The organism is Massilia arenae (genome assembly GCF_008014745.1).
Classification (GTDB): domain Bacteria; phylum Pseudomonadota; class Gammaproteobacteria; order Burkholderiales; family Burkholderiaceae_D; genus Telluria; species Telluria arenae.
Genome location: NZ_VPFD01000005.1, coordinates 248184 through 263816, shown reverse-complemented (window position 1 = coordinate 263816; position 15633 = coordinate 248184). Strand labels below are relative to the sequence as shown.

The window sequence follows — 15633 nt, the reverse complement described above, 5'->3', positions numbered from 1 at the left end:
AAGTAGGCCTCAACGGCTGAAAATTTAAACTGCTCGTCGTACTTCATAAGACACCTTGAAGTGGAGTCTCACTTCAAGGGGTCACATCACAGGCGGGGACCCAAGTTTGCTTGCGTAGCCACTACGATTTGCATTAGTGGTCTGCGTGATACTTGGGTCCCCGCCTGCGCGGGGACGACGGTTTTTAGGCTAGCAATACGGTCGTTGTTCCGCTTTACTCCACGACCACCGCGCTACTGCCTCCACCGGCGGGTCGCACCAGCACCTTGGTCGCGATCCGCTCGGTCATCTCCTGCACGTGCGAGATCACGCCGACCTTGCGGCCCATCGACTGCAGCGCATCCAGGGCGTCCATGGCCACCCCCAGCGTTTCGCTATCGAGGCTGCCGAAGCCTTCGTCGATGAACAGCGATTCGACCCGCACCCGATTCGAGGACAGCGAGGCCAGGCCCAGCGCCAGCGCCAGCGACACCAGAAACGATTCGCCGCCCGACAGGGAGTTCACCGAACGCACTTCGCCGCCCATGTCCTGGTCGCGCACCATCAGCGCCAGTGACGGCATGCCCTGGTAGCTGACGCGCTCAAGCCGGTAGCGGCGGGCCAGCTGCTTCAGGTGTTCATTGGCATAGCCGAGCAGCACGTCCAGCGTGAATTGCTGGGCATAGTTGCGGAACTTCTTGCCGTCGCTGGAGCCGATCAGCTCCGACAGCTTGCCCCAGCGCTGCTCGACTGCCTGCTGGCGCTCGATCTCGGCCAGGCTCGATTCGGCCTGGCGGCGCCGCTCGTCGTCCTGCATCGCGCGCAGGCGCAGCGCGGTCGCCGCTTCGATCGATGCCTGGCGCTCGACGACCAGCGCGTCGACCATCGCCTGGATCACGTCCATCGGCTGGCCTTCCGGCGGCGCCGACTCGAGATGCGCCGCACGCTGGGCGCGCCGTTCGGCCAGGACCGTGTTGGCATTGGCCACCCCGGTCTCGATGGCGTTCAGGGCGCTGCGTTCCTGCGCCAGCCAGGCGGCGCCGACCTGCAGCAGGCGCGCCAGTTCGTCGGTGTCCCCGATTTCATCCAGGCCGTCGGCCTGGCGCCGGTAGTCTTCCAGCCAATCGGCGAGTCGCACGCTGGCCGTGGCGCCGGCCCCGTCGAGTTCCGCGATGCGCTCGATCAGCTGGGCTTGCGCGGTGCGGGCCCGGGTCTCGGCCTGCGCGGCCTCGTTGGCGGCCTGCTGGCGCGCCGCTACCTGCTCGCGCGCGCCGCTCACGGCGGCGGAGAGTTCGCGTTCGACCTCGCCCGCCGCGCGGCCCTGCCACAAGGCGGCGCGCGCCGCGCGCTTCGTGCTCGACTCGCCGTCGATGCGCTCGAATTCCGCGGCCAGCCTGGCCCCGGCCGCGTCGATCTCGGCGATGCGCGCCTGGAGCGCGCCCGCCTCGACGTCCAGCGTCGCGCTCGCGGCGGCGCCGCGCGCCTGGGCCTCGGTCTGCTCGCGCCACTGGGCTGCTTCTGCGGCGCGGGCCTGGCTCCAGCCAGCGGGATCGCGGCGCCATGCCGTCTGCCAGCCGTCGCCGTGGGCGGCGGCCATGGCAGGATCGAGCTCGGCCAGCAGGGCGTCCAAATGCGTGGCTGCCGCCTGCTGGCCGGCGTCCAGTGCTTTCAGTTCGTTCTGCAGGCGGGTCGCCGTGTCGCGCTCGGCCTCGGCACTCTGGCGTAGCCGGGCCAGCACCGATTGCGCGCCGTCGACGTCGCGCTGGGCCGCATCGCGCGCGCTGGCGGCGGCGCGCCAGGCTTGCTCGCGCCGCGCCAGCGCATCGAGGGCGTCGCGCACGGCGCTTCGTTGAACGCCGAACCAGTCGCTGCGTTCCGGCTCACCCGGCGCCTCGAACGCCAGCGGATCGGCGTCCCAGGCCTCGCTCAGGCCGGCGATGCGCAGATCGAGCGCCGTGCGGTCCTGGGTAAGCGACGCGAGACGTTCCTGCGCGGCGGCGAAGGCGGCGCCGTGGCTCGCCTGCAGCGCGCCGTTCTCGCGCACGCGCAGGCGGCAGCCGTCGACTTCGGCCCGCAGGCCCGTCAACATCGCCTTGAGCGTCGCATCCTGGTGGGCGTATGGGTGCTCGAGGGCGCCGCACACGGGGCAGGGATCGTCGTCGATCAGGTTAGCGCGCAGTTGCTCCACATTCGCGGCGCACGCCAGTTCGGCGGCGCTCAGCGAGCGCTCGGCCTGCGCCATCGCCGCTTCCAGTGCCGGCGCCGCGGCGCGCGTTTCCTGCAGGGCGCGTTCGGCGGCGGCCGCCGCGGTTGCGGCGCGCTCGGCTTCGCGCGCGAGTCCGGCCAGCGTTTCGCGCGCCGCCGACAGGTCGAGCCAGGCGCGTTCGGACGCCGCCAGCCGCTCGCGGCGGCCTTCCAGCTGCTGGCGTTCGGCGCCGATCGCCTCGGCGTCAAATTTCCCGAGCGCCGCCATCGCCGCGCGCCGATTCGCTTCCAATGTATCGAGACCTTCGATGGCTTGTGCCAGCGCGCCGGCCGCCTGGGCGTCGCGTCCGGCCGCCTGGTCGGCCGCCGTACGGGTCGCCGCCAACGCCGTTGCGCCGGCGGTAAGGGCAGCTTGTGCCTGGCCTGCCTGGCGCAGCAGTCGTTCCCACTGCGGCCAGCCGGTGGCCACGGCCTCGTGCCGGGACTGGGCCGCCAGCCATGCCGCGGCGACCTCGACCAGGCCGCGTGCGTGCGCGAGTTCCTCGGACTTCGCCCCATGCTGGACACGCGCCTCGCGCGCCTGCTGGCGCGCCGCTTCCAGCGCAGCTTTGGCCTGGGTATGGCCGGGGGCGAGCGCATCGAGCGCCGCATCCAGCGCCTTGGCCTGGTCCAGTTGCGGACCGGCGGCGCGCAGTTGCTCTTCACAGACGTCGAGGCGCGCGATGGCGGCGTCGACTTCGGCGCTGCTGGTGCGGCGAAGTTCCAGCGCCGTCGCCAGCTCGCCTTCCAGCTTCGCGACCGAAGAATGGGCCTGGCGCCGCTCGGCTTCCAGGCGCTGGACCTCGACCGCCAGCGGTCGCGCCGGCTGCACCGCTTCCAGCGTGGCCAGGCGCTGGCGTCGTTCGGCGGCCGCGGCACGTTCGCCGTTGGCGGCGGCCAGCGCTTCCTCGGCCTGGGCCTGGCCGCGCCCGAGCTTGTCGAGTTCCTGGTGCCAGCGCAGTTGCTGCTCCAGCAGGGCGTGGCGGCTGTCGAGCGCTTCACGCGCGGCATCGGCTGCGTTGCGCTCGAGGTCGAGCTGCGCGCGTTCGCTTGGTGCCAGCGGGGCCACATTGGCCAGTGCGGCCTGCAGCACCTGGGTGCGCTGCTGTTCGAGCTTGTAGCGCTCGAAGGCGCGGCGCGAGATCTCGCTGTAAACCGTGGTGCCGGTCAGGGTCTCGAGCAGTTCGCCGCGCTCGTTCTCGTCGGTCTTGAGGAAGGCCGAGAACTCGTTCTGGGCCAGCAGCACGGCGCGCGTAAACTGTTCGAACGACAGGCCGATGCGCTGGACAATCTCCGCCGCCACCTCGGTCTTGGTGCCGCCGATCGGTGCAAGTTCGGGCAGGCGGTGCAGGCTCATCTTGGCGGGCTGCAGCGCGCCGCCCGGCTTGCCGTAGGAGCGGCGCACGCTCCAGCGCGCGCGGTAGCGGCCGTCGTCGCTGCCGACGAAGTCGACTTCGGCCCAGGCCTCGGCGGCGCCGCGCCGCAGCAGGGTGCGCGGGTCGAGCGCCGAGACGGTGTCGCCGCCGACGTCCGGCAACTGGCTGCCGGCGCGCTTCTGCATGCGCGGGGTGGCGTCGTACAGCGCCAGGCACAGGGCGTCGAGCAGGGTGCTTTTTCCCGCGCCGGTCGGGCCGCTGATCGCGAACAGGCCGGTGGTGGCCAGCGGTCCGGATTCGAAGTCGACCGCGAATTCGCCCGCCAGCGAGGCCAGGTTCTTGCCGCTGATACGGAGGATCTTCATGGCGCGTCTCCTTCCACGGCGTGGAACAGTTCGGCGAACGACGCGATCTGCTCGGGCGGCGCCTCGTCGCCATATTTTTGCCGCCACAGGCGGCGGAAGATGTCGTCCGGCTGCAGCTGCGCCAGCTGGTCCAGGCTCAGGGCTTCGGTCTCGTCGGATGCCGCGACCAGCTTGCGGGTCGGCTCGATCTTGGCCAGCCGCACAGGTTTACCCGCCAGGACCGCCTCGATGCGCGCACGCAGGCCCGGCTCGGGACCGTCCAGCAGCACCCGCACTTCGAGATAGGGCCAGGCCTGCTGCGGCAGGTCCGCGTCCAGTTCCAGGGTTTCCAGCGCCGCCAGCGCCTCTTCCAGCGGGGCCGGCGCGGCCGGCACGCGCAGCAGCTGGACCGGACGCGGCACGAACAGTGGCGTGATGGCGTCGACCTTGCCGCCATCGAGATCGATGCGCAGTACCTGGTGCTGGTAGCCGACTTCGGAGAACGACAGCGGCAGTGGGCTGCCGCAATAGCGCACGTGTTCGAGACCGCCGACGCGCTGGGCCAGGTGCAGGTGGCCAAGGGCCGCATAGGCGATGCCGGCGTCGAACATGCTGACCGGCAGGGCCTCGCTGCCGCCGATCACGATGCGGCGCTCGGAGTCTTCGGACGCCTGGCCCTTGGCCATATGGCAGTGGCCCATGGCGACGATGGCCTGGCCCTCGGCCGCCCGTTCGCGCGCCAGCGCATGCGCCTGGCGGTAGAGCAGGGCGGTGCCGTGCATATAAGGGTCGCGCACGCTGTCTTCGGCCGGCTCACTGCCTTCGGCGGCGCGCAGGCGCGGCAGGTCGCCCGGACGCAGGAAGGGCACGGCCAGGCACCAGGCCGCCGTGTTGCCGTCGCGGTCGCGCAGCGGCAACAGCAGGCGCTCCAGGTCGATCTCGCCGTCGCCGCGGCGCAGGACGTTGCCGACCACGATCGTGCCATGGGCTTCCAGCAGCGGCGTCGGCGCTTCCAGCCGGCCCGGAGAATCGTGGTTGCCGGCGATGACCACTACCTGCAGGTGCGGCAAGCGGGTGCGCGCCTGCTGCAGGAAGCGGTACAGCTGGCGCTGGGCGCTCGAGGACGGATTGGCGGTGTCGAAGATGTCGCCCGCGATCAGGAGCACGTCGATCTGCTCCTCGGCCAGCGTGTCGGCCAGCCAGTCGAGGAAGCACTGGTGTTCGTAGGTCCGGTCGTGATTGTGCAAGGTCTGGCCGAGGTGCCAGTCGGAGGTGTGCAGCAGCCGCATGAGGAATTGACGAGTGAGGGTGAAGAAGGTCGGTAGGCAGGATCGGGATAGGTTCTTACTATAGCGCAGCTGGGCGCCGCCCTGCTGGACAATGGATGGGCGCAGCACGGCGTGATGCAGCGGTAGCATGTTGGAGGGGCATTTTGTAGAGGAAACTCACCCCGTCTGACCTCGCTCGCATTGTGAAATCGGGTTTGATCAATGTCAAACCCGCCCACCTTCTTCTCTCTACACTACGAAGTTCCTGTCGGCCGGCACATAGCAAACACAATAGCCGGCTACCCCTATAAAGCATCCCCGACCGCCACAGGCGTGGATTATCCACGCGCGCCGGAGGAGCAAATTGAGAGGAGACACAATGCTGACATCAACCTATACGCTGGTCGCCCTATCCGTCGAGCAGGCACGCGCGCGGATCGAGGTGCAGGCGTTGCTCGAACGCTGGCGACCTTGCGCCTGGTGGGGCGAACCGCCCAGCATGCGCCAGTACGAACAGGCTTGCGAAGCCTTGCGCCAGGTCTGCGAGGCCTGTCACTGGCGCAAGCTCGACAAGTTCGTGCTGCCGGCGCTGCGCCGCCGCGAGGATGCCGCCCGCCTTGTGGCCGAGCTGGATGGCTTGGGCCGGCAGGCGCTCGTGGCGCGCCAGGCAGCGCAGGCGGCCGCCGTCGACGGCGATCCCGGTTGCCTGGCGGCGCTCGAGCGCTGCTGCGAGCTGCTGCTCGAACGCCTCGAGCGCGAAGAGCGAGAGCTGCTGCCGCTGGCGCGCACCATGATCCCGGGCGAGACCTGGTTCGCCATCGCCAACCAGATGCTGGCGCATGATGCCCACCAGAGCGAGAACCGTGGTGAAACCCGTGGCGACAGCCGCGGCGCAGACCTGGGCGCGATGCGCGGCTTGCCGCCAGCTGAGCTTTCTTCAAGGCAAAATCGGCTTTGCCATTCGTAAATTGCCACTCGTAAACTGAGGAGAGCTGCCAGGCCGGACATGCCGATCGATACCGACGTTCTTTGCTATGATGGGAGTTTTGGAAGTGCGATTTCATCATGTTCGAATTCCTATTCAAGCGGCAGGGCGGGAAATCGGCCACGTCCGGCGACAAGCCGGAGGCCAAACCTGCCGCGGCGAAGGCCTCGGGGCCGGCGGATCGCGGCGTCAAGACTGGTTCGGGCAAGTCGGGCACTCCTGCTGCAGCTGCGCATGACGCGCAGGCTGCCCGTACCGCGCTCGCCGATGCCCGCGCACGCCAGGCCGAACGACTCAAGGCGCTGGGCGCCGACGAAGCGGCTGCCGTCGATTTCATCCTCCAATCAGAATTCTCCGAACTGCGCCTCGCCGCGGCCGAACTGGTCCACGGACGCGAGCACCTCGAGCGCGTGCACACGGCAATGCGCAACGTCGACCGCCGCGTCGCCAAGCTGGTGCAGGGCAGGCTGGACGCGATCCGCCACCACGAATCCGAACTGCGCCGCGGCGACGAGGCGCTGGCCCAGGCACGATCGCTGCTGAACGACACCCTCCTGACCCCGAATCACGTGGCCGAGCTGGACCGTAAATGGTCGGTCATCCGCGCGCCCGAGCTGGCAGCCGACTTCGACACCGTGCGCGCCGAGCTCGGCCGCCGCCTGGAATCGCAGGTGGCGCTGCAGCGCGCCATGATCGACCGCCTGGTCGTCTTGCGCGCCCTCGACGCGGGCGGGCTGGACGCGGCCGCCCTGGCAGCGCGCCTGGCCGAACTGCAGCAGGAGCAGGCGGCGGCGCTGGTCGATCCCGGCCACGCCTCGCTGCCACGCGCCCTGGTGGCCGAATTCGCGACCGAGCACGCACGCCTGACGGCCGGCCTGGCGACGATCGAACAAGACCAGGCCGCGCTGGCCGCGCGCGAGGCGGCCCTGGCCGCATGGCAGGCCCAGGCCCCGGCCGAACTCAAGCAGGAAGCGCTGCGCAGGGAGTGGCAACGCCTGCCCGCCTTGCCGGCCAACGCCGCCGCCAGCGCCGTGCAGGAGCGCTTCGACGCGCTGCTCGCGGGCCTGCCACAGGAAGCGCGTCCCGCCAAACAGGCGCCGGTCGTGAGGGAGGGCAGCAAAGAGGGCGCAAAAGAGAGCGGCAAGCCGGCCGCGCGCGGCGCCGACCAATCCTTCCTCGACAATATGGAAGCGCTCGAAGCGGCTTTGCAGCAGGGCTCGCTCGGCACCGCCGCCGAGCTCGACAAGGCGCTGAAGGAAGCCAAGGACAAGGGCATGCGCCTCTCCGCGCCGCAGGCCGACCGCCTGGCCCATCTGCGCGCCGAGCTCAAGCGGCTGTCGGACTGGGCGCGCTGGGGCGGCAACGTCTCGCGCGAAGAACTGATCAAGACCGTCGAATCGCTGCCCACCCAGGGCCTGGCGATGGCCGAGCTGGCCAAGAAGGTGGGCAGCATGCGCGATCGCTGGAAAGCCCTGGACAGCCTGTCCGGTCCGGCGCCGCGCAGCCTGTGGGAGCGCTTCGACGCCGCCTGCAGCGCCGCCTATGCGCCGGCCGCGGCCCACTTCAGGCAGCTGGCCGACGAACGCCACACCAACGCGGCGCGCGGCCAGGCCCTGGTCGAGGAAGCGCAGGCCGAGATCGGGCGCCTGCAATCGGGCGAGGCTGACTGGAAGCACGTGTCCGGCACCGTGCAGCGCCTGCGCACCGCCTGGAGCCACCTGGGTGCGGTCGACCGCAAGGAAAAGAAGCGCCTGGACGGGCTGTTCGCCGACGCCTTGACCACCTTGCAGCGTCCGTTGGAAGACCAGCGCAAGGTCGAGATCGCGGTGCGCGAGCAGCTGATCGAAGAAGTGCACAAGCTCGACCCGCACGAGCGCCATGCCGTGGACATGCTGCGCGAGCTGCAGGCGCGCTGGCAGGAACATGCGCGCGCGCTGCCGCTCGAGCGCAAGGCCGAGCAGGCGCTGTGGCAGCGCTTCCGCGGCGCCTGCGACGCGCTGTTCGCCGCGCGCAAGGAGCAGGCGCACGCGGCCGACAGCGAGCGCCGCGCCCACGAGACCGCCAAGGAAGCTGTTTGCGAACGCCTGGAAGCGGCCGCCCCGGATGCCCTGCCTGCCAACGTCGGCAAGCTGCTGCGCGAGGCCGCCGCCGAATGGCAGGCGATCGGTCCGGTGCCGCGCGCCCACGAGGCGCGCATCGACAAGCGCTATCACGCCGCCATCGCGAAAGTGCAGCAGCATGCCGACGCCGCCCGCCGCGCCCAGGACACGGCGCTGGCCGGGGCCGTGCGCGACAAGCTGCGCCTGGTCCAGTCGCTCGAGACGGCGCTGGCCAATCCCGCAGCCCAAACCCAGGCCGCGGACTGGCGCGGGCGCTGGGACGCCATGCTGGCGCTGGACGGCGGCTACGAACCGATCCTGCGCGCGCGCTTCGACGCCGCGCTGGCTGCACTGGAAGCGTCCGACGGCGAACGCGCCGCCTGCGTGCGCACGATGGAAGGCAACCGCGAACGCCTGCTGAGCGACTTGCTGCGCCTGGAAATCGCCGCCGGCATCGACAGCGGCCCCGAGTTCGCGCGTGAGCGCCTGCGCCTGCAGGTCGAGGTGCTGCAAAGTTCGCTCAAGTCGGGCCAGAAGCCGGGCGCGCAGGCGGCCGAGCTGCGCGCGCTGCTGGCCTTGCCGGCCCTGCTCGACGTGCGCACCGAAACGCGCATCGAACACCTGTTGTTGCGCCAGCCGAAGGACCATCCATGAACGAGGTGAGGGTACAGGCCGGGGATTTCGACCTCGGCCACGAAGTGGCGCGCCTGCGCGCGAACGATGCGCGCATCGGCGCCGTGGTGTCTTTTGTCGGCACCGTGCGCGACCTGAACGACGGCGCGAAGGTCTCCGAGATGGAGCTGGAACACTATCCGGGCATGACCGAGAAGTCACTGGAGGAGATCGCGGCGCGCGCCTGCGAACGCTGGCCGCTGTACGGCACCCTGGTCATCCACCGCGTCGGCCCGCTGGCGCCGCTGGACCAGATCGTGCTGGTGGCCTGCAGCGCCGCGCATCGTGGCGACGCCTTCGCGGCCTGCGAATTCATCATGGACTACCTCAAGACCGAGGCCCCGTTCTGGAAGAAAGAGCAGACGCCGGACGGCGCGCGCTGGGTCGACGCCCGCGTCAGCGACGACGCGGCCATGGCCAAGTGGCAGGCGGGGTGACGGCGCTCGGCTTTGCCGCGGTCGGCATCGGCGCTGCGCTCGGCGCCTGGCTGCGCTGGGCTTTCGGTTTGTGGCTGGGCGGCCTGCATGGCTTCGTGCAGGCCGGAACCTTGGCCGCCAACCTGGTCGGCGGCTACCTGGTTGGTCTCGCGCTCGGCTTCTTCACCGACCAGCCGCAACTGGCGCCGGAGTGGCGCCTGTTCATCATCACCGGCTTCCTGGGCGGCCTGACCACCTTCTCGAGCTTCTCGGGCGAGTCGGTGACGTTGCTCCAACGCGGGCAGGTCGGCTGGGCGTTGGCGCATACGGCGCTGCACCTGCTTGGTTCACTGCTGCTGTGCGCGGCCGGCTTCGCTACCTGGCGCGCGCTGCGGGGCTAGCCGGCGCCGGCCATCTTGAAAAGTTGTCCGCTCATCCCTATCTTGTTCTCCAGCTAAGAACAACCTCTAGGGAGCAACACCATGCGGCAAGATAAATTGACGACCAAGCTCCAGGAAGCGCTGGCGGATGCCCAGAGCCTGGCGGTCGGCAACGATAACCAATACATCGAATCGATTCACCTCCTGCTCGCCCTGCTGAACCAGGACGACGGCAGCGCGCGCTCGCTGCTGCAGCGCGCCGGCGTCAATGTCGGCGCGCTGACCAATGCCCTGAAGGCGCAGCTGGAGCGCCAGCCGAAGGTCACCGGCGCCGGCGGCAACGTCCAGGCCGGACGCGACCTGATGGCCTTGCTGAACCTGTCCGACCGCGAGGCGCAAAAGCGCGGCGACCAGTTCCTGTCGTCCGAGATGGTGCTGTTGGCGCTGGCCGACGACAAATCCGACGCCGGCCGCCTGGCGCGCGAAAGCGGCCTGGCCCGTAAATCGCTGGAGTCGGCCATTTCCGCCGTGCGCGGCGGTGAAGCGGTGAATTCGCCCGAGGCCGAAGGCCAGCGCGAATCCCTCAAAAAATACACGCTCGACCTGACCGAGCGCGCCCGGGCCGGCAAGCTGGACCCCGTGATCGGCCGCGACGACGAGATCCGTCGCGCGATCCAGGTGCTGCAGCGGCGCAGCAAGAACAACCCGGTGCTGATCGGCGAACCCGGCGTGGGCAAGACCGCCATCGTCGAGGGCCTGGCCCAGCGCATCGTCAACGGTGAAGTACCCGATTCGCTCAAGGGCAAGCGCGTGCTGTCGCTCGACATGGCGGCGCTGCTGGCCGGCGCCAAATACCGCGGCGAATTCGAAGAGAGGCTCAAGAGCGTATTGAAGGAGCTGGCGCAGGATGAAGGCCAGACCATCGTCTTCATCGACGAGCTGCACACCATGGTCGGCGCCGGCAAGGCCGAAGGCGCCATGGACGCCGGCAATATGCTGAAACCGGCGCTGGCGCGCGGCGAACTGCACTGCGTCGGCGCGACCACGCTCGACGAGTACCGCAAGTACGTCGAGAAGGACGCCGCCCTCGAGCGCCGCTTCCAGAAGATCATCGTCGACGAGCCGAGCGTGGAGGCGACCATCGCCATCCTGCGCGGCCTGCAGGAGAAGTACGAGCTGCACCACCAGGTGGACATCACCGACCCGGCGATCATCGCCGCGGCAGAGCTGTCGCACCGGTATATCACCGACCGCTTCCTGCCCGACAAGGCGATTGACCTGATCGACGAGGCGGCGGCCAAGATCAAGATCGAGATCGATTCCAAGCCCGAAGTCATGGACCGCCTCGAGCGGCGCATGATCCAGCTGAAGATCGAGCGCGAAGCCGTGCGCCGCGAGACCGACGAGGCCTCGCAGCGCCGCCTGGAACTCCTGGGCGAGGAGATTGCGCGCCTGGAACGCGAGTACAACGACTACGAAGAAGTGCTGAAGGCCGAGAAGGCGGCGGTGCAGGGCACCACCCATATCCGGGAAGAGATCGAGCGTATCCGCTTCCAGATGGACGAGGCCAAGCGCCAGAGCAACTGGCAGCAGGCTTCGGAGCTGCAGTACGGCCGCCTGCCGGAGCTGGAGGCGCAGCTGCGCCAGGCCGAGGAAGCCACGGCCCGTGCCGAAACGGATAACGTGAAACCGAAGCTGCTGCGCACGCAGGTGGGCGCCGAGGAAATCGCCGAAGTGGTCTCGCGCGCGACCGGCATCCCGGTGGCGCGCATGATGCAGGGCGAGCGCGACAAGCTGCTGCACATCGAGGACGAGCTGCACAAGCGCGTGGTGGGCCAGGACGAGGCGATCGAGGCGGTGTCGGATGCGATCCGGCGTTCGCGCGCCGGCCTGTCGGATCCCAACCGTCCCTATGGCTCCTTCATGTTCCTGGGCCCGACCGGGGTCGGCAAGACCGAGCTTTGCAAGGCGCTGGCGGGCTTCCTGTTCGATACCCAGGATGCGCTGATCCGCATCGACATGAGCGAGTTCATGGAGAAGCATTCGGTCGCCCGCCTGATCGGCGCGCCGCCGGGCTACGTCGGCTACGAGGAGGGCGGTTATCTCACCGAGGCGGTGCGCCGCAAGCCGTATAGCGTGATCCTGCTGGACGAGATCGAGAAGGCGCACCCGGACGTGTTCAATGTGCTGCTGCAGGCGCTGGACGACGGCCGCATGACCGATGGACAGGGCCGCACGGTGGACTTCAAGAACACGGTGATCGTGATGACCTCGAACCTTGGTTCGCACCGGATCCAGGCGATGGATACGGACGAACCCGCCGTGGTGAAGATGGCCGTGATGGCCGAGGTGCGCGGCCACTTCCGTCCCGAGTTCATCAACCGGATCGACGAGATCGTGGTGTTCCATGCGCTCGACGAGAAGAATATCGGCGCCATCGCCCGCATCCAGCTGCACAACCTGGAAGGGCGCCTGGCCAAGATGGAGATGACGCTGGATATCGACGAAGAGTCGCTGCAAAGAATAGCCGAGGCCGGCTACGATCCGGTGTATGGCGCGCGGCCGCTCAAGCGCGCGATCCAGCAGCAGATCGAGAACCCGCTGTCCAAGGCGATCCTGGCGGGCCGCTTCGGACCGAAGGACACGATCCCGGTGCGGGTGCGTCACGGCGAACTGGTGTTCGGCGAAGAGTCGGTCGACCTGGCCAAGTAAGCCATTCGGTTAAAGCGACCAAGGGGCGCGGCATCTGCCGCGCCCTTTGTTCGTTTACGCTCGCATGCAGGGTCTTTCTTGATGAGAATTAAGGCGCGATTTTTCAGGATGCGAAATGATCGTCCTGCCATATGGAATGCGCAGCAAAGGCGGACCCGGACTTGTTCTCATTGTAAGAAATTTCATTTCGTATGCCGGAATGAAGATTTCAAGTCATTGAAAATAAACGACAAAATTTTAGTAATCTGTCTTATATAAGAGTGATTGTGCTGCGCACAAAGCGGGCTATGATGGATTCAACGGATTCGCACTACCTACCAATCGTTGTCAATCATCTTCAGGAGAACATCATGACTAGCCGTGAACAGCAAATCGCCGAATTGCAGCAGGAATGGGACAGCAATCCGCGCTGGAAAGGCGTGGTCCGCAACTACACCGCGGCCGACGTCGTGCGCCTGCGCGGCTCGGTCCCGATCGAGCACACCCTGGCCAAACGCGGCGCCGACAAGCTGTGGAACCTGGTGCACGACGAACCCTACGTCAACGCCCTCGGCGCCCTGACCGGCAACCAGGCCATGCAGCAGGTGAAGGCCGGCCTGAAGGCGATCTACCTGTCGGGCTGGCAGGTGGCGGGCGACGCCAACGCCGCCGGAGAGATGTATCCCGACCAGTCGCTGTATCCAGCCAACTCGGTGCCGCTGGTCGTGCGCCGCATCAACAACACCTTCCAGCGCGCCGACCAGATCCAATGGTCCGAAGGCAAGGACGACATCGATTACTTCGCGCCGATCGTGGCCGATGCCGAAGCCGGCTTTGGCGGCGTGCTCAATGCCTACGAGCTTATGAAGTCGATGATCGAGGCGGGCGCCGCCGGCGTGCACTTTGAAGATCAACTGGCCTCGGTCAAGAAATGCGGGCACATGGGCGGCAAGGTGCTGGTCCCCACCCGCGAGGCGGTCGAAAAACTCAACGCCGCGCGCCTGGCGGCGGACGTGATGGGCACCTCGACCCTGGTCATCGCCCGCACCGATGCCGAGGCGGCCGACCTGCTGACTTCGGACGTCGACCCCAACGACAAACAATTCTGCACCGGCGAGCGCACGGTGGAGGGCTTCTTCCGCGTCAAGCCGGGCATCGAACAGGCGATCTCGCGCGGCCTGGCCTATTCGCCGTATGCCGACCTGGTGTGGTGCGAGACCGGCAAGCCCGACCTCGAATTCGCGCGCCGCTTCGCCGACGCCATCCATGCGAAATTCCCGGGCAAGATGCTGGCCTATAACTGCTCGCCCTCGTTCAACTGGAAAAAGAACCTGGACGACGCCACCATCGCCAAATTCCAGCAAGAGCTGGGCGCCATGGGCTATAAATTCCAGTTCATCACGCTGGCCGGCTTCCATTCGCTCAATTACGGCATGTTCAATCTCGCCCACGGCTATGCCCGCAGCGGCATGTCGGCCTTCGTCGAGCTGCAAGAGGCTGAATTCGCAGCCGCCGAGAAGGGCTTCACCGCCGTCAAGCACCAGCGCGAAGTGGGCACCGGCTACTTCGACGCCGTGACCCAGGCCATCCAGCAGGGCCAGAGCTCGACCACCGCATTGCATGGCTCGACGGAGGACGAACAGTTCTTCGAGCCAAAAAAGGTAGCGTGATCGTCGGGGCGGCGGCGTAGCCGCCGCCCCAATTGGAATTCCCAGCCGCAGCCGGTTGTAGTGGATAATGGCGCCTAATTCTGCCGCCAACTTTCTCGCGGCAACCTCTTTTAGGAATTCCAGCTTATGTTGAGCTACCGCCACGCCTTCCACGCGGGTAACCACGCCGATGTCCTCAAGCATTTTGTACAGGTGCAGCTGCACGTGTACATGAACCAGAAGGATGCCGCCTATACCTATATCGACACCCACTCGGGCGCCGGCGTGTATGCGCTCGACAGTTTCCAGTCTACCAAGACCGCGGAATTCGATACCGGCATCGGCCCCTTGTGGAGCTGCACCGACGTCCCGGCGCCGCTGAAGGAATATCTCGACCTCATCAAGGGCATGAATCCGAGCGGCAAGATGCGCTACTACCCGGGTTCGCCCTACGTGGCCGAGCAGATGTCGCGCGAGCAGGATCGCCTGCGCCTGTTCGAGCTGCACCCAGCCGATTGCAAGATCCTGGCCGATAACTTCCGCAAGCTCGACGCGCACAAGGCCGAGCAGGGCGAGCGCTCGCGCGGCCGCCGCGTGATGATCGAGCATGGCGACGGCTTCCACAGCATGAAGGCGCTGCTGCCGCCGCCGTCGCGCCGCGCGCTGGTGCTGATCGACCCGCCCTACGAGGTCAAGGACGACTACAAGCGCGTGCGCGATGCGCTCGACGAAGCGCTGGCCAAATTCCCGAGCGGCATCTTTGCGATTTGGTATCCAGTGCTGCAGCGCATGGAGTCGCGCCAGTTCGCCGACCGCCTCAAGCGCCTGCCGGCCAAGGAATGGCTCAACGTCACGCTCACCACCACCACCCCGACCCCGGACGGCACCGGCCTGCACAGCAGCGGCATGTTCATCCTGAATCCGCCGTACACGCTGGAGCCGATCCTGCGCGAAGTCATGCCCTATCTGGTGCGTGTGCTGGGCAAGGACGCCGGCGCCCGCTTCACGATCGAGACAGGCACGCAAGTGACCGGCGCCGCCGCCGGCCGCATGGTGGGCGATGCGCCACGGGCGCCGGTGGGCAATGCGCGCCGCGCCAGCCCGCTGTCGGGCAAGGGCAGCCTGCGCCTGCCGGGCCAGAGCATGCCGCGCGCAGACGAAGCGCCGGCCGCGCCAGCGAAACCGGCGCGCGCCGGTGGTCCACGCACTGCCGCGCCACGCGATGGCGCACCGCGTGATGGAGCGCCACGCAGCACTACCGCGCCACGCGGCAATGCATCGCGCACCCGCGCCGATGCCGCCACGGGCCCGCGCGACGGCGCACCGCGCACCGCGCGCAACAGCGCCGCCCGCCCGGCAGCGCCGAGCGCACCGCGCAATGGACGCACCCGCCAGGGTGGTGGCGGCCGCGGCTGATTCGGACCTCGTTCGATTCGATGTCGAAATGCTAAGATTAGCATTTTTGTAGTATAGTCGGCGTAGGTGGATGGCGCGTGCCGTCCACCGGGCGCGGCGCGCTGCCGTGACTGT

The 15633-nt window shown here is 68.0% G+C and carries 9 protein-coding genes; 7 read left to right on the top strand and 2 right to left on the bottom strand.

Translation table 11 applies throughout. The features are described from left to right. Positions 1–214 precede the first annotated feature (214 nt). Positions 215–3964 carry an AAA family ATPase gene (locus FVD38_RS07430; RefSeq protein ID WP_147934212.1) on the bottom strand — a complete coding sequence of 1250 codons (3750 nt, stop codon included), beginning with the start codon at positions 3962–3964 and terminating at the stop codon, positions 215–217. Next, entirely contained in the window at positions 3961–5232 is a 1272-nt protein-coding gene (locus FVD38_RS07425; RefSeq protein WP_147934232.1) for an exonuclease SbcCD subunit D C-terminal domain-containing protein, read from the bottom strand. The genes FVD38_RS07430 and FVD38_RS07425 overlap by 4 nt, the downstream gene beginning before the upstream one ends. Before the next feature lie 358 nt (positions 5233–5590). Between FVD38_RS07425 and FVD38_RS07420 the strand changes: the two genes are divergently transcribed. The 7 genes from FVD38_RS07420 to FVD38_RS07390 all read left to right on the top strand — a co-directional run bounded on the left by FVD38_RS07420 (position 5591) and on the right by FVD38_RS07390 (position 15519). Beyond that, positions 5591–6178, top strand: a complete 588-nt coding sequence (locus FVD38_RS07420; RefSeq protein ID WP_187271503.1) for a hypothetical protein — start codon at positions 5591–5593, stop codon at positions 6176–6178. Between the two features lie 98 nt (positions 6179–6276). Beyond that, positions 6277–8949, top strand: a complete 2673-nt coding sequence (locus FVD38_RS07415; protein ID WP_147934211.1) for a DUF349 domain-containing protein — start codon at positions 6277–6279, stop codon at positions 8947–8949. Next, the gene (gene moaE, locus FVD38_RS07410) at positions 8946–9404 is read left to right on the top strand and encodes a molybdopterin synthase catalytic subunit MoaE (RefSeq protein WP_147934210.1); all 459 of its coding nucleotides are present in this window, start codon (positions 8946–8948) and stop codon (positions 9402–9404) included. Before FVD38_RS07415 ends, moaE begins: the two co-directional genes overlap by 4 nt. Further along, complete coding sequence (crcB, locus tag FVD38_RS07405) at positions 9401–9784, top strand: fluoride efflux transporter CrcB (protein ID WP_147934209.1); 384 nt, start codon at positions 9401–9403, stop codon at positions 9782–9784. Before moaE ends, crcB begins: the two co-directional genes overlap by 4 nt. A gap of 81 nt (positions 9785–9865) precedes the next feature. Continuing rightward, a complete protein-coding gene (gene clpB, locus FVD38_RS07400) occupies positions 9866–12475 on the top strand; it encodes an ATP-dependent chaperone ClpB (RefSeq protein ID WP_147934208.1) in 2610 nt (869 codons plus the stop codon). A gap of 350 nt (positions 12476–12825) precedes the next feature. Then, the gene (gene aceA / locus FVD38_RS07395) at positions 12826–14124 is read left to right on the top strand and encodes an isocitrate lyase (protein WP_147934207.1); all 1299 of its coding nucleotides are present in this window, start codon (positions 12826–12828) and stop codon (positions 14122–14124) included. A gap of 126 nt (positions 14125–14250) precedes the next feature. After that, on the top strand, positions 14251–15519 hold the full coding sequence (locus FVD38_RS07390) for a 23S rRNA (adenine(2030)-N(6))-methyltransferase RlmJ (RefSeq protein WP_147934206.1): 1269 nt from the start codon (positions 14251–14253) through the stop codon (positions 15517–15519). The last annotated feature ends 114 nt before the right edge of the window (positions 15520–15633 follow it).